This is a genomic window from Streptomyces sp. NPDC087844, from assembly GCF_044742785.1.
Lineage (GTDB): Bacteria > Actinomycetota > Actinomycetes > Streptomycetales > Streptomycetaceae > Streptomyces.
In genome coordinates, this window is the sequence record NZ_JBIUVD010000004.1 from 444,602 (window position 1) to 465,811 (window position 21,210).

The window sequence follows — 21,210 nt, forward strand, 5'->3', positions numbered from 1 at the left end:
CCGTTGAGAGTACGGGTGCGTTTCCCCGGACTGTCAAGGCTGTCCACACTGTGAGCGGTACATCTCACGCCGGTTGACGTTCATCCGGATGCCTGTTCCACTTGTGCGCATGCATTCACAGCAGTGGCTGGTCACGCGCTCCCACATCGACTTCGGTCGAGTGTGGTCCTCATCCTGTTGAGCTGACCCCCTGCGCGCCCGAGCCCTTCGCGGGCGGGCGCCCTCCTCATTTCCTGTGCTGTAGCCAGGCCTTCACACGCGCACCCCTCCCCTCGCGCTCCCGCGTTTCACGACCTTTCGTGCCTTTTCGCACTTTCTTGCCCTTTCGTGCTCTTTCGCGTCCTCTCTTCGCGTCCTCTCTTCGCGTTTCCTCACCGCGCGCTCCTTCGTCCCGCGCTCTGCTTCCAGGAGACCGCTTCATGCGTACGTTCACGCGTGCCCGCACTCACCGTGCCCGCAACCAGCTCTTGCTGCCGTTCGCCCTGATCACCTCCGCGACCCTGCTGCTCACCGCGTGCGGCTCGGGCGGGAACGACACCGCGGCGGGCGGTACCGCCCAGGCCGCCGCCGGCAAGAGCGACGAGATTCCCACCACGGACGTCGTCTCCGCCGTGACGAAGAACGCCGCAGCCGCGAAACTGCTGCCCGCCGGCACCGACTCGCTGACTCTCGCCGTCAGCGTCGGCGGCTCACCGCCCGGCACCAGCTACCTGGAGGACGGCAAGACCCTCGCAGGGCAGGACGTCGACTTCGCGGACGCCGTCGCGAAGACACTCGGCCTGCGGCTGAAGCGCGAGGCCGCGAGTTTCGAGGCGATCCTGCCGGCCCTGGACAGCGGCAAGTACGACGTCGGGGTCGGCAACTTCGGTGTCACCGACGAGCGCCGCAGGACCATCGACTTCGTCACCTACATCAACGACGGCCAGGGATTCGCGACCCGCGAGGACAGCGACCTGGGCAAGGTCACCGACCTCGCCCAGCTGTGCGGGCTGAACGTGGCGACCGGGGCGGGCACCACGTTCGAGGCCACGCTGGAGGAGCAGAAGCATGTGTGCTCCGACGCGGACAAGAAGGCGTACAAGGTGCAGACGTACAGCGAGCAGGGTGCTCTGTGGTCCTCGCTCCAGCAGGGGCGCAGCGATGTGGTGATGAGCACGATCAACGGGCTTCGCTATGCCGTCTCCCAGCAGGAGGGGCTGAAGTTCCTCAACGAGTTCCACCGGCTGGACGTGGGGTTCGCCTTCAAGAAGGGCACGAAGCTGGCGCCTGCCGTTCAGGCCGCCGTGAACGAGCTGATCTCGGACGGGACGTACGCGAAGATCCTCAAGAAGTGGGGCACGACGGGCTCGGCGATCGCCGAGTCCCAGATCTCCCCGCCCGAGATCAAGACCTGACCGTCACCACCTCAGGGCCCCCGCCCCCGAACCCGCAATCTTTCAGGGGCGCGGGGAACTGCGCAATCTTCTAGGGCGCGGGGAACTGGGCGACCACCCACAGCGCCCCCGCCGCCCCTCCCCGATTCCGTCACCGACTCAAGGGCTCCGCCCCCGAACATCTTCGCCGAGGCGAGCACCAGCGAAACGGCGGCGGCGAGCCGTGCGCCTTCACCCTGAGCTACCGACGCGCTCCGCATTCCACGCAGCGGACACGGCCCCGCAATACGCCGCCACTCCGTCCCCGGTGCGGCCTGAGCTTCCGTCAGAACCGATATCAGCAAGCCGTCGTAGTTCGTGACGACCCGCGCGAACTGCCCGTGATCTCCGCGCAGTGCGAGGCAAAGCCCGCACAAATGCGCCATCCATTGGGTTTTGAGGTTCTCTCCCAGCCTATGACGGCAGGGCCTGACGATTCCGAACACGACGATCCCCCGTGGTGTGTACGACGTTGAGCTGCGACATCGTGGCGGCGGCTCGTTCACCCGTACGCCCCAGCCGTCACCCGTACGCCGTGAAGAATCATATTTCACTCACAGTCAGCAGCGGTGTACCGCACGACCCTTGGGGTACGCGGCCTCTCGACGGATTCGCTGTGCACCAGTACCGTCACGAAACCCCAGCGCGGCGTCTATCCCCTTGGCGCGACATCCGCATCATGCACGACCATGGGGATGCGGAAAGAGAAAAGACCGCTGTGAGAGGAGGCGTCCATGGGATCGGTGCGCAAGGCGAGTGCCTGGCTTGGCCTCGTCGACGACAACGATGACGAGCGTTACTACGACGACGACTACGCCGAGGGATCCGAGACCGGGAGCCGGGAGGTCTGGGTCACGGATCCTCGGGTCAAGGTGGCATCGGAAGCCGCCGAGGAGAAGGGCCGACGGATCGGCACGGTCACCCCGGACAGCTTCCGGGACGCCCGTGGCATCGGTGAGCTCTTCCGCGACGGCGTGCCCGTCATCATGAACCTCACGGCCATGGAGGCCGCCGACGCCAAGCGCGTCGTCGACTTCGCGGCCGGCCTGATCTTCGGCCTGCGCGGCTCGATCGAGCGCGTGTCGAACCGGGTTTTCCTGCTGACCCCCGCCGACACCGAGATCGTCAGCGGGGAACCCGCCGCCCGTCGTGTGGACGGCTTCTTCAACCAGAGCTAGGCAAGGCCGCTCACCGGACCCGCCCCCGGGCGCCGCGGTGGAACGTCCGTGTCGGGGTCCTACCGGAACGCGTCGAGACCGGTGAGCGCCTTGCCCAGTACCAGTTGATGCATCTCGACGGTGCCTTCGTAGGTCAGCACCGATTCGAGGTTCGTCGCGTGGCGCATCACGGGGTATTCGAGCGAGATCCCGTTGGCGCCGAGGATCGTCCGTGCCGTGCGGCAGATGTCGATCGCTTCCCGTACGTTGTTGAGCTTGCCGAAACTGACCTGTTCGGGACGGAGCCGTCCCGCGTCCATCCGCCGACCCAGGTGGTGGGCCAGCAGAATCCCCTTGTGCAGTTCGACCGCCATGTCGGCGAGCTTGGCCTGGGTGAGCTGGAATCCGCCGATGGGCCGCCCGAACTGCTCACGTGTCCTGGCGTACTCCACCGCCGTCTCGAAACTCGCCCGCGCGGCGCCCATCGCCCCCCAGACGATCCCGTACCGGGCGTGGGACAGACAGCTGAGCGGCCCCTTGAGCCCGGTGACCTCCGGCAGTACGGCGTCGGCGGGCAGTCGTACCTCGTCGAGGACCAGCTCGCTGGTGACCGACGCCCGCAGTGACCACTTGTGCTTGATCTCCGGCGCGGAGAAGCCGGGGCGGTCGGTCGGCACGACGAACCCGCGGATGCCGTCGTCGGTCCGCGCCCACACGACGGCCACGCCCGCCACGGACCCGTTGGTGATCCACATCTTGCGTCCGGTGAGGACCCAGTCGCCGCCGTCCCTCTTGGCGTACGTGCGCATGCCCGCGGGGTCGGACCCGTGGTCGGGCTCGGTCAGCCCGAAGCAGCCGATGAGCTCACCGGCGGCCATCCGCGGCAGCCAGGTCTGCTTCTGCTCCTCGCTCCCGAACCGGTGGATCGCGTACATCGCGAGCGAGCCCTGCACGGAGACCAGCGAGCGGATTCCGGAGTCCGCCGCCTCCAGTTCCAGACAGGCGAGGCCGTACTGCACGGCGGAGGCCCCGGCGCATCCGTATCCGTCGAGCGACATCCCGAGGGCGCCGAGGCCGCCCAACTCCCGCGCCAGCTCCCGGATGCCGGGCAGCTCCCCCTTCTCGTACCACTCGGCGACATACGGCAGCACCCGGTCCGCGGCCCAGGCCCGCACGGTGTCCCTGACCGCCAGATCCTCCACGCTCAGCAGATCGTCGATCCCGAGCGGATCGGCGGGATCGAACGGCGGCAACTTCGACATGGGGACCTCCGACGCGCAAAACTAGCAGTGGTAACTACGGGTGGGTCCTGACGTTACGACGCGGTACACCGCACGTCCAGGACCGCACGTGAGCCACTGTCCCGCAGGCGCCGACGGCGGGTAGGCGGGCACGGCACGGGCCCGAGCCACGACGCACGGTCAGCGAACAGACTCGACCCGCACGGGCGCACCGGAGCCCTCCCGAGGCCCCGGCACCTCCGCCCTGGAGGGCTCCCCGCACTCCATCGCCCGAGGCAGCCGCAGCGCCATCACCGCCCCCAGCAACAACAGCCCCGCACTCACCAGCAACGTCACATGCAGCCCGTGCACGAACGCGTGCCGAGCCGCCACCCGCAGGGCCTCCCCCGACCCGCCGCCGAGCCGCGCGGCGACCTCGTACGCCTCCCCCAGTGAATGGCCCGCCGCGGCGGCGTCCCTCGGGGGCACCCCCGAAACGGACGCGAGCCCGGGCGCGTACGCCGCGTTCATCACACTCCCGAGGAGCGCGATCCCGATCCCGGCCCCGAGCTGGTACGACGTCTCCCCGATCGCCGCCGCCCCGCCGGCCTGTTCCGGCGGAGCCTCGCTCAGCATCGACTCGTACGCGCCGAAGAGCGTGACCTCCAGGCCGAAGCCGAGCATCACGAACCCGCTCAGCAGCAGCGGGGCGTTGTCCTCGGCGCCCATTCCCGTCAGGGTCACGACCGCGGCGGCGGTGAGGCAGAAGCCGGAGCACACCATGGTCCGCGGCCCGAAGCGCTGCAGCATCTTCGCCCCGGCCAGCCCCGCGGCCATCGCGGCGACGGTGAGCGGCAGCAGCCGCAGCCCGGTCTCCAGCGGGGAGAGCCCCAGCACGAGCTGGAGGTACTGCGCGGCGATCAGTTCGAGCCCGACCAGCGCGAGCATCGCCAGCACGATGCAGCCGACGGAGGTGCTGAAGGCGGGCCGGGAGAACATCGTCAGGTCGACCAGCGGATGCCGGCGCCGCCGCTGCCGCCGTACGAAGGCGACGAGCAGGCCGGCAGCCGCCATCAGCGGCACCGCCGTGAACACGCTCAGCGGGTCCTCGCCGCCGCCGAGCCGCTTCACGCCGAGGACCACGCCGAAGAGGCCGGCCGCGGCCATCAGCGCGCCGACGACATCCCACGGCCCGTCCCGCTCGCCCTTCGACTCGGGCAGCAACAGCCGGCCGACGGGCAGGCTGACGAGCATCAGCGGAATGTTGATGAGGAAGACCGAGCCCCACCAGAAGTGCTCCAGGAGGAACCCGCCGAGGAGCGGTCCGACGGCCGCGCCCACCGCGGCGACGGCGCTCCAGACGCCGATGGCGAGGGCCCGCTCGCGACGGGCGGGGAAGACCTGCCGCAGGATGGACAGCGTCGCGGGCATGATCATCGCGCCGCCGACGCCGAGCAGGGCACGGGCCGCGATCAGCACCTGCGCGCTGTCGGCGAGGGCCGCGACGGCGGACGCGACGCCGAAGAGCGCGTATCCGAGGAGGAGGACGCGTCTGCGGCCGATTCGGTCGCCCAGTGTGCCGAAGAGGATGAGGAGCGAGGCGCAGACGAGCGGATAGACGTCGACGATCCAGAGCAGCTCCATCGCGCCGGGCGTGAGGTCCTCGGTGACGGCGGGCACGGCGACGTGGAGCACGGTGGCGTCGACGGCGACCAGGAGCAGGCTGGCACACAGCACCACAAGGACGACCCAGCGGTTTGCACCGGCCCCGGTCTCCCGACGGCGACGCGCGGCGGCCGTGGTCGTCCCGAGCATGTACGTACCTCCCAGATGTTCCCTCGCGTTCGGCGATCCGCTGGGTGGGGACTCCCTGCGGCTGCGGCTCGGGAGGAGCGGTGTCCCGGCCCACGCAACAAAGGCGAGTGAGACGTCAGAGTACGCGAGTTCCTCCCGGCGTCGGGTGGCGGACCTCTCACGTTCTCCTGGGACACGTGTGGCGTGCGCCACGCTCCTCCGCGCCCCGCCCTGTGTCCCCCCTGTGCTCGCCCTGTGCCCGGCTCCGCGTCCCGCCCCGCGTCCGAGCACGGCCCCGCCGGGGTCCGCGGTTGCGGGCCCCCTCGATAATCGAGCCCGTGACCGATCTTGCGACGCCCGTCGCGCCGATGCGTCCGGGCCCGTCCTGGCGCCGCGCCGCGCCCGCACTCCTCGGGTACGCGGCAGTGCGCGCGCTCGGCCTGGCGGTGCTCGCGGTGTGGAGCGCCGCCCGCGACGAGAGCGCGCTGCGGCTGCTCTCGGCCCGCTGGGACTCCCTCTGGTACTCCAGGGTCGCCGAGCTGGGTTACGGCTACGAGGTGCGCCTGCCGAACGGCGACGTGCACTCGAATCTGGCGTTCTTCCCGCTGCTGCCCTGGCTGGAGCGGGCCGTGTCGGCGGTGTCCCCTCTCTCCCACGCGGACGCGGGCCTGCTGGTGAGCTGGGTCGCCTCGCTCGCGGCGGCCTGGGGCGTCTTCGCTGTCGCGGACCACGTGTACGGCCGGCGGGCCGGGGTCTGCGCCGTGCTGGTGTGGGCCGTCCTGCCGGTCGGCGTCGTGCAGTCGATGGCGTACAGCGAGTCGCTGTTCACGGCGCTCGCGGCCTGGTCGCTGTACGCGGTCCTGACCGGCCGCTGGCTGACCGCGGGCCTGCTCGCCTCGCTGGCCGGTCTGACCCGCCCGGTGGGCGCGGCGGTCGTTGCGGCCGTGTGGGTGACGGCTCTTGCCTCTTTCGTACGGGAGCGGTGCGTGCGGGTCGAGGACGGCGCGTCCCGGTGGCGGCGCGCCCTGGCGATGCTGATCGCGCCCCTCGGCGCGGCGGGCTACGTCCTGTGGGTCGGCCGTCGCACGGGCGGCGGCCCACTGGGCTATCTCGACGTCCAGGCGGGCTGGCGCAACGGCTTCGACGGCGGCTACGCGTTCGCCCGGTTCGTCGCCGAGAAGTTCACCTCGTTCCCGTCGGCCCTGGCCGGGCTGGGCCTGACCGCCGGGGTCGGCCTGCTCGTATGGCTGTACGTGATCTGCGTACGGCAGCGGCAGCCGTTGCCGCTCCTGGTGTACGCGGGGGTCGTCAGCGCCCTCGCGTTGTGCGCGTCGAGCTATTTCGGCTCGAAACCACGCCTTCTGCTGCCCGCCTTCCCCCTGCTGCTGCCCCTCGCCCTGGCCCTCGCGCGACTGCGAACGTCCAGGTCCGCGTGGGTGCTGGGCGGTGTGGCGGTGGCGTCGGCGGTGTACGGCGCCTGGTGGCTGAACGGGTCCGGTCCGCCGTGATCACACACGGTCGCCGGTGAGCGCCCGGAGAAGTGCACGCAAGCATTCGGTGAACGAATTCGAAAGCGCCATAAAACTCCGCCCCGGAATGATCAATCGAATTGAAGGAAGAGCGGACGGGGGATTCCATAATCCACGGCCATAAACCCCCGCCTGAGAGCAATCCCACATCACATCGTCATCACAAAGACGGTGCTTCGCCCTGGAACACAGCTCACTCGCTGTAACGTCGATTGAGTGCGTACCGAACGAAAGCTGACTCGTCTGGACCGGGTCTTCGCCCGGCTGGACCGTGAGCCGGAACGACCGGCCCACATCGACGTGCCCAGGATGAGCCGGCACCGGGTGGTCCTCTTCGCGTCCACGCTCGCCTTCTACGCGGCCATCGTGTGGGCCATCGTGATCACCTCATGGCTGGTCCGGCTCGACTGGCAGGTCATGTTCTTCCGGCCGTACCAGCAGTGGCCGGAGATCCACGCGTTCCTCGACTACTACGTGGTGCTGGGCCAGCGCGGCCCCACCGCCGTGATGATCGCGGCCTGGCTGGGCTGGCGCTCCTGGCGGCAGCACACGCTGCGCCCGCTGCTCACGCTGGGCGCCTCGCTGCTGCTCCTGAACCTCACGGTCGGCGCGGCCAAGATCAGCATGGGCCGCCTCGGTCCGCACTACGCGACCAGTGTCGGCTCGAACGAGATGTGGCTGGGCGGCGACATATTCCCTTCGGGCCATACCGCCAACGCCGTCGTGACCTGGGGCATCCTCGCCTATCTGGCCTCGACGCCGGGCGCCCGCCGCTGGCTGTCGGCCTTCTCCGCCGTGGTCTCCCTCGGCGTCGGCCTGACCACCGTGTACCTGGGTACGCACTGGCTGAGCGACGTGGTGCTCGGCTGGGTCGCCGGACTGCTGATCCTGCTGGCGCTGCCCTGGTTCGAGCCGCTGATCGCGCGTGCCGAGTCCGCCATCTTCGACCTGCGTGACGTCTGGCGCGACCGCCGGCGTGGCGCGGCTCCGGCCGAGGTTCCGGTGGCTCTCACCCCGGTCGGCAGCAGCACGGGCGGCGAGCAGGAGCCGGTGGTGCGTGAGCCGGTGGCCGCGTCCCGGCCGCCCCGGCCGCCGGGTCATCTGGCCCCGGGGCCGCACCTGAGCCGCTCGGAGCGCACACCGGTGACGCCGCTCGGCAGCCGCCGGCCTCCGCAGTCGGACCGGGTGACACGTGGCACAGCGTCGGCGCGACCAGTCGCGGGGGGCTGAACGCGGGGGCACGGCGGGACCGGTACGCACACCACTCCCCCGCGCACTTCCGTCTGCGGGCCGGTGAGGGCTTGTCGCGCAGTTCCCCGCGCCCCTGAAAGCGCCCTGGCCCGCGCGCTTGAACCTGCGGGTGCGTGAGGGCTGAGCGCGCAGTTCCCCGCGCCCCCGAGGGGCGCCCTGACGGGGCAAAATCTGGGGCGCAGCCCCGCTTTCGAGGGGCGCGGGGAACGGCGCGGCCAGCCCTCACGCGCCCGCACTACGAACGCACCCGGTTCTGCCCCACCAGGGGCGCCTGGGGGCGCGACCAGCCCCCACGCACCCGCACCGTACGAACGCACCAGGTTCCGCCCCGTCAAGGGCGCTTGGGGGCGCGGGGAACGGCGCGACCAGCCCCCACCGGCCCGCACACGCCCCCTACCGGAACAGGTCACCCCTTCCAGCAGCGCGTAACCCGCCCGTTCGTGACCTCGAAGTTCAGTCGTCCCGACAGGTACTCCATCGTGATGATCGCGCCCGGCGGCAACGACCGCACGGTCGACCAGCCGCGCGCACGTGCCTGCCGCTCCGCGCCACCGGCGTCAAGGCCGACGTACGCGTCCGGAGTGTCGGAGGGCTCCGCGGGCGGAGTGGGAATCGGTGCCATGCCGCCACGTTAGGCGCCCCCGCCCGGACGCGGAACCCCGGACCCGCCACCATCAGTCACCGGTCCCTCTCCGGTCACGCTTCTGTCACAGGACAACGACACCCGGTCCGGCCGCGCCGACATCAACGGTCACGCATCAAGCCGTCACACGAACGGGCGGTTCCACACGCTTTCCGCCCACCGCCGAACGTAATTCCGCAGCGCTCGCGACTATCTCCGAAGCGGCCCCGAATACCCCGCCGAAAGCGGGTATCCGGACCGGTTTCCCAGTCTTTTGTTTCCGATTCCGCAGCGCCGCAAGGAAGTTGGCCCGCCACAGGAAATACATGGTTCAAGCACAGAGCCCACGTACGCCCCCTGTCGGAGGGCGGTGCCCCGCGAGCATCATGGCGTCAGCTTCGGGAGGCCCGGGACGCGACGAGCGAGGGGGCGGCGATGGGGACGGAAACCGCACAGGCGGCGGTACGGCCCGTACCGGTGAGGCGGCCGGGGCGGCTGGTCGTGGACTGGCTGACGACCACCGACCACAAGAAGATCGGCCACCTCTATCTCATCACCTCGTTCGCCTTCTTCCTGGTCGGCGGTCTGATGGCGCTGCTGATGCGGGCCGAGCTGGCGCGGCCCGGTACGCAGATCATCGACAACAACACGTTCAACCAGATGTTCACGATGCACGGCACGATCATGCTGCTGCTCTTCGCTACGCCGACCTTCGCCGGTTTCGCCAACGAGATCATGCCGCTGCAGATCGGCGCGCCCGACGTCGCCTTCCCCCGGCTGAACATGCTGTCGTACTGGCTGTTCCTCTTCGGCGGGCTGATCGTGCTGGGGTCCCTGCTGGTGCCCGAAGGGCCGGCGAACTTCGGCTGGTTCGCGTACGCGCCGCTGAACAGCATGGAACGGTCGCCCGGTATCGGCGCCGACATGTGGATCATGGGGCTCGCGCTGGCCGGCTTCGGCACGATCCTCGGCGCGGTGAACTTCCTGACGACGATCATCGGGATGCGCGCCCCGGGCATGACCATGTTCCGGATGCCGATCTTCACGTGGAACACGCTGTTCACGTCGATCCTGATCCTGCTGGCGTTCCCGGTGCTCGCCGCGGCGCTCCTGGTGCTTGAGGCGGACCGGCGGTTCGGCTCGCAGGTCTTCGCCTCGGCCAACGGCGGGGCACTGCTGTGGCAGCACCTCTTCTGGTTCTTCGGGCATCCCGAGGTCTACATCATCGCGCTGCCGTTCTTCGGGATCATCACGGAGATCATCCCGGTCTTCAGCAGGAAGCCGATCTTCGGCTATCTGACGCTGGTCGGCGCCACGATGTCCATCACCGGTCTGTCCGTGGTCGTGTGGGCCCATCACATGTTCGCGACGGGTGCCGTGCTGCTGCCGTTCTTCTCGTTCGTGTCGTTCCTGATCGCGGTGCCCACGGGGGTGAAGTTCTTCAACTGGACCGGCACCATGCTCAAGGGATCGCTGTCCTTCGAGACGCCCATGCTCTGGGCGACGGGCTTCCTGGTGTCGTTCCTGTTCGGCGGCCTGACAGGAGTGATCCTGGCCTCGCCGCCGCTGGACTTCCACGTCACGGACACGTACTTCGTGGTGGCGCACTTCCACTACGTGGTGTTCGGCACCGTCGTCTTCGCGACCTTCGGCGGCTTCTACTTCTGGTGGCCCAAGTTCACCGGGAAGATGCTCGACGAACGGCTCGGCAAACTGCACTTCTGGACGCTCTTCGTGGGCTTCCACACCACGTTCCTGGTGCAGCACTGGCTGGGCGCGGAGGGCATGCCGCGCCGCTACGCGGACTATCTGGCGGCCGACGGGTTCACGGCGCTCAACACCCTCTCGTCGATCGGCGCGTTCCTGCTGGGCATGTCGACGCTGCCGTTCCTCTACAACGTCTGGAGAACGGCCAGGTACGGCGAGAAGGTCGACGCCGACGACCCCTGGGGCTTCGGCCGCTCACTGGAGTGGGCGACCTCGTGCCCGCCGCCGCGGCACAACTTCACCACGCTGCCCAGGATCCGTTCCGAGTCGCCGGCGTTCGACCTGCACCATCCGCGGTTCGCGGCGATCACACCGCCCCAGACGCGCTCCGGCCAGGAGGACAGCCCGCAGATCCGCTTCGGCCAGGAGCGTCCGGGCGCCGGTCCCGAGGAGTACTGAGCACCGACCGCGGCCCAAGGACTGTCCCGTAACCCCGGGACAGCCCTCAGCGAGCCGCCGCGGTGACGGCCACCGAGAGGTCGTTGTCGCTCGTGTAGTACGGCCCGGCGGTCACCGGGCCGTACTCCGTCTCCACCGTGACCTTCGGGTACGTGAAGATGGGCTTCTTGTCGGCGATGTCGTCGAGCAGCCGCGCGATCCGTACCCGCGGCCCGCTCTCGCCCGCCGGGCGCAGCCACAGGTCCCACACCCCCTCGGGCAGTTCCGTGTAGTCCACGGTGAAGCGGAACAGCGCCCGGTCCCGGTGGACGCCGATCCTCGGCGCGGGGTCCGTCCCCTCGCGGCCGGCCAGTTCGGCGTACGCGTCGGGGGTGAGCGCGACCCCGTACACCTGCCCGTGGACGCCCAGCTCGCTCTCTCCTATGTGCAGTTCGCCGGCCTCCGCGTGCGGGGCGCGCAGCCAGCTGCGGACGGAGAGGTTGCCGTGCTTGGTCGCGTACGGGATGCGGACGGCGACATGGCCGCGCGCGCCGCTCGGCACCCGGTCGACGAGTGAGCGCAGGTCGTTGAGGCCGGGGGTCAGGCGCTGCGGCTCGCCGTCGCCGGTCTGCGCGAAGGCGTCCCAGCGGCCCTCGGGCAGTTCGACACCGCTGGGCAGCGCGGCGCGCAGCCGTCCGTCGGCGGTCGTCGGGGCGAGCGGCAGCCGGACCTCCTGGAGGCCGTCGCGGTGGAGCAGCACGAGGTGGGTGTCACCGCTCTCGCCGGTCTCGGCCATGTCGAAGGTGAGGCCGCCCGCGGAGTCGGCGAGGCAGTCGGCGCGCGGCAGCATGGCGGCGTCCTCGTCGGTGGGCGTCTGCGCGGTCTGCGGAGCCAGGGTCATCATGCGGAACGCTCCTTCCCGAATACGGTCAGTCCGGCGTCCCGAACGGCATACGCGCTGCCCAGCAGGGCCCCTCGGGTGCGGTGCAGCGAGCCGCGCACCCGGCCGATCTTCGAGATGCCGCCCCGCGAGACGAGACCGCTGAAGATCGACTCGTAGCGCTCGGCGATCCGGGACGGGTCGAAGCGCTCGGAGTCCTTGAGTGCCGCGCCCGCCATCCGGCGGCGCAGCGCGTCGTCGTTGATGAGTTCCAGCAGACCTCCGGCGATGGCCTGGACGTTTCCGACCTGCACGAGGCGTCCGTCGACACCGTCGTCGATGATTTCCCCCGGGCCGTGCGGGCAGTCGGTGGAGACGACGGGCAGGCCGCAGCGCATGGCCTCGACGATGGTCATGCCGAAGGACTCCAGGCTGGAGGTGACGGCGGCGATGGAGCCCTTGGCCCACTCCGGCTCGATGGGGTTGGCCGCTCCCATCAGCAACACGTGGTTGTAGAGGCCCAGTTCGTCGATGAGGTGGCGCAGTTTGTCCTTCTGCTTCCCGCTGCCGTAGATCCTCAGGCGCCAGTCGGGCCGCTCGGCGCGCACCAGGTCGAAGGCCTTGATCAGCAGGTCGTACCGCTTGACCGGGGCGAGCCGGCCGGCCGCGACGACCCATTTGCCGGTGCCGTCCGCGGGCTCTATGCCGGGTGCGGGCACCGAGTTGGGCACGGCCTCGACACGCACCCCGGGCAGCCGCATCTTGGTGCGGTACGCGGCGGCGTCCGCCTCCGTGGTCGTGACGACCGCGTCGAGACGGGGGTAGGCGCCGCGCAGTTCGGTGCGCAGGCCGACGGAGTGGCTGTCGAGGGTGAGGTGCTCCTGGCCGACACGGACCGGGCCTCGCTTGGTTTCGCGGGCCAGATGCACGTTCAGGCCGGGGCGGGTGCCGACCACGACATCGGCGTCGGTCGTGGAGAGATGCTCGGCGATACGGCGGTCGGTCAGGGCGCTGTACTGCTCGTAGCGGATCTCTCCCTTCGGGAAGACCCGGGCCGGTTTCCGATGCTCGGGGTCGTCGCCCTCGTATCCGGGACTGCCCCTGCGTACGTCGACGAGGTGGCGCAGGCGCACGCGCGGGTTCCGTGTGAAGACCGGCTCCTCGCGGTGGCGGAGGACGGAGACGATCTCCACGTCGTGCTGCTCGGCAAGGGTGTTCGCAAGGTTGTACGTCGTCCGGATCGTCCCACCGATTCCGTAGGCGTTGTGTATAAGGAAAGAAATCTGCATGCGTCCCCGTATCTCCGGCTCATCCAGCTACCAGAGGGTTAGACCCGGGTACGGATGTGATGGTTGGGCTCCCTTATCACTCTGTTCCCGAACAGTTGCGCCATCGGTAAGCAGATGAGGGAACCTTCTGGGGCTCGCGCGCATCAGGGCTTGTAGGAGAGCTGCGGGACGTCGTGGCACTCGCGGTCCATGTCCCCCTGGCTCACCCATCCACGGGCGTCCTCCCAGCGGGCCACCGACAGGCAGGTCCTGCGCGTCCTGGGCGGTTCGGGCAGGTGCTCGAACCGGACCGGCAGCAGCAGCCCCTTCGCGGTGTAGGGCTGCCCCGCGGCCATGTACCGGTCGACGCACGCGCGCGTGACGCCCGTCCTGGCGCAGGACCGGGCCGCGTCCGTGAACCACATCGCGGCGGCCCACCCCTCCACCTGCCACTGGGAGCGGGTCTTCAGTGCCTTCGTGCCGTCCCGGAACTCCCGTACGGCCTCGTGGCCGGTGTCCTCGTAGTTGCGGCTCGCGCCCGTCGCCCACAGGGTGTTGCGGCAGCGCGGGGCGTCCTTGTAGTCCTCGCGGACGGCGGACGTCCAGTTCTGCACGTTGGTGACCTTGGCGAGGACCTCGACGCCGACGTCGTCCATCGCCTCGCACAGCCGGGCGTTTCCGTAGGTGTCGATGGCGTCGAAGACCAGGTCGGCGCCCTGCTCCCGCAGATCGGCCGCGGCGGCACGGAAGTTGGGCAGCGCGAAGTCGACCTGCTCGGTGACGACCTCGTACCCTTCGGCCTTCAGGCCCCGGGTGACGAGCCGGGCGTACGCCGCCGACGCGGACTGGTTGTACGAGACGACGGCCGCCGTACGCGCGCCCTGCTTCTCCTTGAACCAGCGGTAGATCTCGGTGCCGCCGTACAACTCGCCGTCCCAGCCGGGCTTTCCGTTCCGCGGCGCGAGGCTGCCGTAGATCCCGTAGAGGTGCGGGTAGGTGTCGTAGGCCGCGCCGACGGGCTGACCGCCGATGTCGGGCACGCGCGCGTGCGACACCCGGGAGGCGCCCGCGTAGTCGAGGGCGGTGGTGGCGACGAGGGCCATCACCTTGTCCTCGTCGACGAGCCGGTGCACGCACTCGTTGTTGCCGACGCCGCTGCCGCCGTCGTCGCACGTACGCACCTCGACCCTGCGTCCCGCGATGCCGCCGCGCGCGTTCAGGGCGTCGAAGTAGGCCTTCGCGCCGTCGCGCGGACCCGTGAAAGCATCACCGCCGACCGGGCTGGTGGCGCTCGTGACGATGCCCACGCGGATCGGTTCCGCGGTGGCGCGGGCGGGTGTGCGGCCGGGCCGGTGTTCGAAGTCGCTCTCCGGGAGGCGGCTGCCGCAGGCCGTGCCCACCAGGAGCAGCAGGGACAACAGGCCCACGACAGCGGGTTCAGCAGCCCGGCCCCGGCGAGGCATTGCCGCTCAGAGTGACCAGACCGCACAGCGTCTTGACCGACACCTTCCAGGTGCCGTCCTGCTCGACGGAGGTCCCGGCGGCGTCCGGCATGACCGTGGCGCCCTTCAGGGTGAGCGTGTACGTGACGTCCGCGTCGGCCGGTGAGGTGAAGGCGACCTTGCCGACCGTCGCCTCGACCTGCCCGCCCCGCTCGTCACCGCTGAAGCTCTTCAGGACCGTGCCCATCGCGTCGCCGTTCTCCAGGACGGCCTGTTTGTCCTTCGTGGGGACCGCGGGGTCGAAGAACTTCTTCCAGTTCTCCTTGATCTCCTTCTCGGCCGCCGCCGGGTCGTCCGGCGCGCTCGCGCTCGGACTCGGCTCGGCCTTCGAGGTCCGCTCCGCGGAGGGCGAGGGCGGCTGCGTGTCGTCCCCGCCGCTGTCGTCGCCGCACGCCGTGAGGGCCGGGGCGAGCAGGAGCACCGCCACCACCAGCCCCCGGCCCGTACTCCGCCTGAGATCACTCCCGAGAACCATCTGGCTCACCACCGGGTGTCGGTCCGGGCCGTGCGCGCCCGGAGCTTTCAGGGACAGCTTCCAGAAGGCATAGTGCAAGTCCGTCGGCGGACTTGGAAGACAGCCGGACACATCATGTGGAGCCCCCATGCGGACTGCTCGACTGCGGAATGTGCGTCCCGTCCTCTGGACCGGGTGGGCCGCGCTCGCCACGGGCGCGGTGCTGTGCGTCCTCGGCTGGTACGGGATCTCCGGCGAGCGTTACGCGGAACGGCAGTTGCCGTACCTCGCGTCCTGCACGGTGCCCGGCGCGGCCCTGATCATCGCCGCGGCGGTCCTCCTCACCCACGGCGGGAACGCGCTCGCGGCGACCCGCGTGGAGGAGTTGTACGGGCTCCTGGTGGCGGCCGACCCTGCCGATGCCGACGGGACCGTCGCGGGACAGCCGGCCGCCGCGCCCGTGGCGGTCAGCGGGGATCCGCTGATGGTGCCGGGCGGCACGTTGTGGCACCGCGCGGACTGCCCGCTCGTCGCCGGGAAGCCCGAGGCACTGCCGGTCGACTCCCGGGTCCTCGCGGGCGGGGACCTCGCCCCCTGCCCGATCTGCGAACCCACGGCCTCGGACGACCCCCCGGGCGAATCCCCGGGCGAATTCCCTGACGCCTCCTCGGACGACCCGCCGTCCGGGGCGGCGGCCGGCTGATGTCGTCGCTGACGTACGACCTCACGCTCGCCGGGCTCTCCGTGGGCAGCGCCGCCGCGCTCACCGGGATCGGGCTGGTCGTCACCCACCGGGCGACCGGCGTGCTCAACTTCGCGCACGGCGCGATCGCGATGGTGTGCGCCTGTCTGCTGCGCGGGCTCACCGTCGAGTGGGACTGGCCGCTCGCGCTCGCCGCGCCGCTCACCCTGCTCGTGGTGGCCCCGGCGATCGGCGTGGTACTGGAACGATTCGTCTTCCGTCCCCTGGCGGTCCTTGGCGGCGACCCCGCGCAGACCCTCGTCGCGTCCATCGGCGTGTTCGTCCTGCTCGTCGGCGGGGCGGCGCTCGTGTGGGGCCCCGGCGCCCGCTCGGACGCGCCGACGCTCGTGCCCGGGGAACCCTGGGGGCAGTTGGCGGTGACGCTCGTGCTGGCCGCGGGTGTGGGGGCGGTGATCCGCTGGACCCGCTTCGGCCGGGAACTGCGGGCCGTCGTCGACGACCGCTCGCTCGCCGCGCTGACCGGCGTCGACGCGGACCGGGTGGCCGCGGCGGGCTGGGCGTTCGGCTCGTTCACCGCGGGCCTGACGGGGGTGCTGCTGGCTCCGTACGTACGCCTGGACCCGTACGGCATGCCCCTGCTGGTGATGGAGGTGGTGGCGGTCGCGGTGGCCGCCCGCATGCGCAGTCTGCCGGTGGCCGTGCTGGTGGCCCTGGGCATCGGCGTCGCCCAGAGCCAGCTGACCCGGCTGCACCCGACGGGCCCCCTGGGACCCCTCCTCCAGGCGGTGGGTGCGAACCTCTTCGTCGTCGCCCTGCTGGTCGCCGCCCTGGTGCTGCCGGGGGTCGGCACCCGCGACGCCCTCCCGCGCACCGCGACGGCCCGCGTACCGACCCCGCCGGGCGCGTGGATCGTCGCGGTGGTCCTGTTCCTCCTCCCCCTGGGTTTCGCGGGCTCGGACCTGCGCACAGCGGTCCAGGTACCGGCGCTGGGCGTCATCCTTCTCTCCCTGGTCGTGGTCACGGGCCGCGGCGGCCAGATCTCCCTCGGCCAGGCCGCGTACGCGGGTCTGGGCGCCCTCTTCACGGCGCTGCTGGCGGCGGGCCGCTTCCCCGGTCTGCCCGAACTCCCGGAACTCGCCGCGCTCATGGCCGCCGTGCTGCTGGTGGCGCCCCTGGGCCTGCTGACCGGTTGGCCCGCCATCGGCCGCCACGGTCTGGCCCTCGCCCTGGCGACCTTCGCGGTGGGTGTCGGCGTCAGCCGCTTCGTCTTCGCCCAGCCGTACGCGACCTCGGGCCTGGGCCTGGGCCGCCCGGCGGGTTTCGAGGGCGACCGCGCGTACTACGTGCTGGAACTCCTCCTCCTCACGGGCGCGTTGTCGGCCGTCCGCGCGCTGCGCCGGGGCCGTACGGGCCGGGCCCTGGCCGCGATGCGGGACCACGAGGCGGGTGCGTCGGCGGCGGGCGTCCGCGTCCCGCGCCTCAAACTGACGGCCTTCGTGGCGGGCGCCGCGCTGGCCGCGCTGGGCGGCGGCATGCTCGGCATGGGCGTGCGCGCCTTCGACCCGGGGGCGTACGACCCGGTCCGCGGGCTGCTGTGGTTCGCCGCGATCGTGGTGCTCGGTGCCGACAGCGTCCTGGGCGCCCTGCTCGCCGCGGCCCTCCTGGTCGGCCTGGACGCCGGGACCCGGGGCGGGGTGGCGGCTGCGACGATCGGCCTCCTGGCGGTCCTCGTGGGCCGCTTCCCCGGCGGCCCGTACGAGGCCCTGCGGTCGGCTGCCGAACGTCTGCGGCCGGGCCTGCGCCCGCGCCGGCATGTGACGTCGACCCCGCTGGGGGTCGTGACGAGGCGAGCGGTACGGGCACGGGACCTGGGCGCGCCTCAGGGGCCGGGGGGTGCCGCGACCGGGACACGCTCAGCCGGGGCGCCCGTCACGGGAGCGTTCACGGTGGGAGCGCCCACGGCGGGGACGCCTGTCGTGGGGACGCCCGTGGTGGGGGCGCCTGCCGCCCCGAACGCGCTGCGCCTTCGCGCCGCCGGGCAGCCGCTCGTACGGCGGCCGATACCGCCGGTCGGGTCCGGCGCCGACGGATCCGCCGCACGGTGGCCGTCCGGCACGGCGGAACGGGCCAGGCCCGGCAGGGGCATGCACTCCGGGGCACCGCCCGTGCCGGGCACGGACGGGCGGGAGGGGGAGTCCGGGCACGCCGACGGCGAGGCGCCCGGCCCGGCCCGGGGCGAACGCACCCCGGCGACATCCCGCCCCGGGTCCGCTCCCCGGGACGCACGCGCGGCGGAGTGGACCAGCCCCGACCACGCTCCTGGCCCGCGCACGCCATCAGGGTCACCCGCGCCGGTGCCCTCGGCGGGCGCGGGTGTCGCCAGTGGCACCGTGGGGACCGGTGCGGGAAGGCGCGGCCGTGTCCCGGGGGCGGGGCCCCTCCGCCCCCGGGGCGGACGCGTGGCGCCCGGTCTCCCCGTTCTGCGGGCTCGGGCCCTGCGCGTCACCTACGACGGGTTCACCGCTCTGGACGGGGTCGACCTCGATCTCCCGCCCGGCCGGATCACCGCGGTCGTCGGGCCCAACGGGGCCGGGAAGAGCACGCTGTTCCACTGTCTCGCCGGAACCGTTCGACCGGTGTCGGGCAGGGTCGCGCTCGGGGAGCGGGACATCACCCGGCTGCCCGCCCACGCACGGACCCGGCTCGGCATCGCCCGCACGTTCCAGCAGCCGGCCGTCTTCCCGACCCTGACCGTGGCCGAGAACGTCCGCGTGGGCGCCGAGCAGGGGCGCGTCGTGGACACCGGAGCGGCGGAACGGGCCCTGCGGCTGCTCGGGCTCGACGGAGCCGTACGGACCCTGCCGGCCGCGGACCTGCCCACCGGGACCCTGCGGCGGGTCGAATTCGCCCGGGCCCTCGCGGGAAGCCCACGGGTCCTGTTGCTCGACGAACCCGCGGCCGGGCTCGACACGGGCGAGGTGACGGCACTGGCCCGCGTGCTGCGCGCGCTCGCCGCCGACGGAACGACCCTGCTCGTCGTCGAGCACGATCTCGACCTGGTGGCCGACCTCGCCGACACCGTGCACGTCATGACCGCGGGCCGCGTCGTCGCCTCCGGCCCCGCCGACCACGTACTCGAAGGGCTGGACGAGTACGCCGGGTCCGACGGGCTGGACGGGCTGGACGGATGAGCGCGGCCGGGGTCTCGCTGCGCCACGCGCGCGTGCGCTACGGCCCGCTGGAGGCCCTGCACGGTGTCACCCTCCACGCGCCCGCCCCCGGCGTCACCGTCCTGCTCGGCCGCAACGGCTCGGGCCGTACGACCACGCTCCGCGCCCTGGCCGGCACCCTGCCCCTGTCCCACGGCACCGTGCTCTGGGACGGCGCCGACGTCACGCGCCTGCCCGCGTACGAACGGGCCCGCCGGGGCCTGTGCCTCGTCCCGGACCGCCGTGCGGTATTCGCCTCGCTCACGGTCCGCGAGAACCTCGAACTGGCCGCCTCCGGCCGGCCCCTCTCGCCCGCCCTCGACGCCTACCCCCAGCTCGACACCCTGCTGCCCCGGAGAGCGGGCACGCTCTCCGGCGGTGAGCAGCGCATGCTCGCCCTCTCCCGCGCCCTGCTCTCACGCGCGCGCGTGGTCCTCGTCGACGAGCCCGCGCAGGGCATGTCCCCGAAGGTCGCGGCCCGCACGTACGAGCTGCTGCGCGGCCTCGACGCCTGCGTGGTCGTGGCCGAACAGCGGCTGCCGCCCGGCCTGTGCGCCGGAACGGTGATCGTGTACGAACTCCGGCGCGGCGCGGTCGTCTTCAGCGGCGAGGCGACGGAGAGGGCGGCATCCACGGCAACAGAGACGGGGACAGGGACGGCGACGCCGACGGAGCCACCAGGACCGGCGAAGCCGACGTGACCGGCACGGAGGGGGCGGCCGAGGGGACAGAAAGTACCGGTTGGGTCGGCTGGGTCGGCTGGGTCGGATGAGGAGAGGGGACCGGCGGCGACGAGGGAGCCGGTGCGGTCGAAGGGACGGCCGACGGAGTCGGGGTGTTCGCGCCGCTCGGACGGCTCGGACGGCTCGGGGCGGGCGCGGGTGTACCCCCTCCTCCGGCCTGCGTGGTGAGCCGCCGTCCCGGGCCCGCCCCCTTCGGTAGCCGCAGCATCGTGCCCACGTTCAGGCGGTCCGGACGCGCCCCGACCAGCTGCCGGTTGAGCTTGTGGAGCGCCTTCCACCCGCCCTTGACGCGGTACGACCGGGCGATCGACGAAAGGCTCTCCCCCCGCCTCACCACATGCGCGCGGCCCGTGAGCCCGTACCGCTTGGAGCAGGTGGGCCACGCCTTCCAGCCCTGGACGCGCAGCACTTCCTCCGCGACCCGGATCTGCTCGTCGCGCGTGGCCAGATCGGCCCGCCGCGCGTAGGCGAGGCCGCCGAACGCCCGCCAGGTCGGCTGCCGGAACTGCAGCCCACCGTAGAAGCCGTTCCCGGTGTTCGCGTTCCAGCGGCCGGAGCTCTCGCACTTCGCGACGCACCCCCACGGCCAGCGGTCCTTCGCACAGGCGTACGGCGCCCGGTCCGCCGTCGCGGGACCGGGCGCCGGGGTCGGTGGTGCCGCCGCCTCCGCGGGGGCCGGCAGGGCCAGGACCGCGACGACGACAGCCGCGTACCGCATGCGCTTGATCGACATCGGGCCACGCTAGGTGGGGGTCCGGCGGTCCTGGACGAGCCGCGCGGGCGGGGGGAAGGGGCCCCACCCGGTCGGCCGACCGGGTGGGGCGCGGAGGTTCGCGGGCGGAAGTGTCGGCTGCGGGCCGGTAGGGGCTGAGCGCGCGGTTCCCCGCGCCCCCGCGGGCCCGCAAGGCAAGGGCGCGGCCTCGCTCTTGAGGGGCGCGGGGAACTGCGCGGCCCACCCCCACCGGCCGCAGCCGAACCACAGCTCAGATGCCCAGCCCGCCGGCCCGGACAGTGACATCCGGACCCCCACCCCGTACCGTTACCACCGGTATCGTCGATTTTGAGCCACCCGCTTCATTCGTGGATCTCCTGATTTGTCGACCATCGACCCCGGTGATTCATGACGCACAACACCGGACCAACTACCCCTCCGCGCACGGGAGTTGGCGTGGAGTGACGGATTCCGCCACCGGTCCCACCCGGTGCGCAGGATGGTTCGATTCCCTTCGCTCTGGGGCGTGACCCCCGCCACGGATCCTCCGTTGTCTTCTTCATGAGCCGGGAACCCATCCGGTTCACGGACCGGGAGCCCCCGGCCACA

General features: G+C 71.5%; 16 protein-coding genes and 1 pseudogene. 8 read left to right on the forward strand and 9 right to left on the reverse strand.

What is annotated here, in order from left to right; translation table 11 throughout:
- Positions 1 to 419: 419 nt before the first annotated feature.
- Complete coding sequence (locus ACIOKD_RS11805; RefSeq protein WP_402081561.1) at positions 420 to 1,394, forward strand: ABC transporter substrate-binding protein; 975 nt, start codon at positions 420 to 422, stop codon at positions 1,392 to 1,394.
- A gap of 74 nt (positions 1,395 to 1,468) precedes the next feature.
- Here the strand turns inward: ACIOKD_RS11805 and ACIOKD_RS11810 are convergent.
- A pseudogene (locus ACIOKD_RS11810) lies at positions 1,469 to 1,858 on the reverse strand (DUF5685 family protein); the annotation flags it as partial.
- Positions 1,859 to 2,146: 288 nt separating this feature from the next.
- On the opposite strand from ACIOKD_RS11810, the gene ACIOKD_RS11815 reads away from it, so the two are divergent.
- Positions 2,147 to 2,590: a cell division protein SepF gene (locus ACIOKD_RS11815; RefSeq protein WP_107021161.1), complete on the forward strand. Its 444-nt coding sequence runs from the start codon at positions 2,147 to 2,149 to the stop codon at positions 2,588 to 2,590.
- Between the two features lie 59 nt (positions 2,591 to 2,649).
- Here the strand turns inward: ACIOKD_RS11815 and ACIOKD_RS11820 are convergent, their stop codons facing one another.
- Both ACIOKD_RS11820 and ACIOKD_RS11825 read right to left on the reverse strand, forming a co-directional pair.
- A complete protein-coding gene (locus tag ACIOKD_RS11820) occupies positions 2,650 to 3,831 on the reverse strand; it encodes an acyl-CoA dehydrogenase family protein (RefSeq protein WP_402081563.1) in 1,182 nt (393 codons plus the stop codon).
- 159 nt (positions 3,832 to 3,990) lie between these two features.
- Positions 3,991 to 5,604 carry an MFS transporter gene (locus ACIOKD_RS11825; protein WP_402081566.1) on the reverse strand — a complete coding sequence of 538 codons (1,614 nt, stop codon included), beginning with the start codon at positions 5,602 to 5,604 and terminating at the stop codon, positions 3,991 to 3,993.
- 317 nt (positions 5,605 to 5,921) lie between these two features.
- On the opposite strand from ACIOKD_RS11825, the gene ACIOKD_RS11830 reads away from it, so the two are divergent.
- Positions 5,922 to 7,091: a glycosyltransferase family 39 protein gene (locus ACIOKD_RS11830; protein WP_402081568.1), complete on the forward strand. Its 1,170-nt coding sequence runs from the start codon at positions 5,922 to 5,924 to the stop codon at positions 7,089 to 7,091.
- Positions 7,092 to 7,328: 237 nt separating this feature from the next.
- Positions 7,329 to 8,342, forward strand: coding sequence for a phosphatase PAP2 family protein (locus ACIOKD_RS11835; RefSeq protein ID WP_402081570.1), 1,014 nt, complete (start codon positions 7,329 to 7,331; stop codon positions 8,340 to 8,342).
- A 427-nt stretch (positions 8,343 to 8,769) separates the two neighbouring features.
- Here the strand turns inward: ACIOKD_RS11835 and ACIOKD_RS11840 are convergent, their stop codons facing one another.
- Positions 8,770 to 8,985 (reverse strand): I78 family peptidase inhibitor, encoded by a 216-nt coding sequence (locus ACIOKD_RS11840; RefSeq protein ID WP_402081572.1) that lies wholly within the window; start codon positions 8,983 to 8,985, stop codon positions 8,770 to 8,772.
- Positions 8,986 to 9,420: 435 nt separating this feature from the next.
- On the opposite strand from ACIOKD_RS11840, the gene ctaD reads away from it, so the two are divergent.
- Positions 9,421 to 11,151 (forward strand): cytochrome c oxidase subunit I, encoded by a 1,731-nt coding sequence (gene ctaD, locus ACIOKD_RS11845; RefSeq protein ID WP_402081575.1) that lies wholly within the window; start codon positions 9,421 to 9,423, stop codon positions 11,149 to 11,151.
- 46 nt (positions 11,152 to 11,197) lie between these two features.
- Here the strand turns inward: ctaD and ACIOKD_RS11850 are convergent, their stop codons facing one another.
- The 4 genes from ACIOKD_RS11850 to ACIOKD_RS11865 form a co-directional block, all read right to left on the reverse strand.
- Entirely contained in the window at positions 11,198 to 12,034 is an 837-nt protein-coding gene (locus ACIOKD_RS11850; protein ID WP_402081578.1) for a hypothetical protein, read from the reverse strand.
- Positions 12,031 to 13,299 (reverse strand): glycosyltransferase family 4 protein, encoded by a 1,269-nt coding sequence (locus ACIOKD_RS11855; RefSeq protein ID WP_402081581.1) that lies wholly within the window; start codon positions 13,297 to 13,299, stop codon positions 12,031 to 12,033. The genes ACIOKD_RS11850 and ACIOKD_RS11855 overlap by 4 nt, the downstream gene beginning before the upstream one ends.
- Positions 13,300 to 13,442: 143 nt before the next feature.
- On the reverse strand, positions 13,443 to 14,741 hold the full coding sequence (locus ACIOKD_RS11860) for an ABC transporter substrate-binding protein (protein WP_402081584.1): 1,299 nt from the start codon (positions 14,739 to 14,741) through the stop codon (positions 13,443 to 13,445).
- The gene (locus tag ACIOKD_RS11865; RefSeq protein WP_402081587.1) at positions 14,716 to 15,255 is read right to left on the reverse strand and encodes a hypothetical protein; all 540 of its coding nucleotides are present in this window, start codon (positions 15,253 to 15,255) and stop codon (positions 14,716 to 14,718) included. The genes ACIOKD_RS11860 and ACIOKD_RS11865 overlap by 26 nt, the downstream gene beginning before the upstream one ends.
- A 127-nt stretch (positions 15,256 to 15,382) precedes the next feature.
- Between ACIOKD_RS11865 and ACIOKD_RS11870 the strand changes: the two genes are divergently transcribed.
- From ACIOKD_RS11870 to ACIOKD_RS11880, 3 genes are read left to right on the forward strand one after another with little or no spacing between them, the layout of a single operon-like run.
- Entirely contained in the window at positions 15,383 to 15,937 is a 555-nt protein-coding gene (locus ACIOKD_RS11870) for a hypothetical protein (protein ID WP_402081590.1), read from the forward strand.
- Positions 15,937 to 19,128, forward strand: a complete 3,192-nt coding sequence (locus tag ACIOKD_RS11875; protein ID WP_402081592.1) for an ATP-binding cassette domain-containing protein — start codon at positions 15,937 to 15,939, stop codon at positions 19,126 to 19,128. Before ACIOKD_RS11870 ends, ACIOKD_RS11875 begins: the two co-directional genes overlap by 1 nt.
- On the forward strand, positions 19,125 to 19,847 hold the full coding sequence (locus tag ACIOKD_RS11880) for an ATP-binding cassette domain-containing protein (RefSeq protein WP_402081594.1): 723 nt from the start codon (positions 19,125 to 19,127) through the stop codon (positions 19,845 to 19,847). Before ACIOKD_RS11875 ends, ACIOKD_RS11880 begins: the two co-directional genes overlap by 4 nt.
- On the opposite strand, the gene ACIOKD_RS11885 is transcribed toward ACIOKD_RS11880, so the two are convergent.
- Entirely contained in the window at positions 19,747 to 20,622 is an 876-nt protein-coding gene (locus ACIOKD_RS11885; RefSeq protein WP_402081597.1) for a transglycosylase family protein, read from the reverse strand. The two genes, ACIOKD_RS11880 and ACIOKD_RS11885, sit on opposite strands and share 101 nt — an antisense overlap.
- Positions 20,623 to 21,210 lie beyond the last annotated feature (588 nt).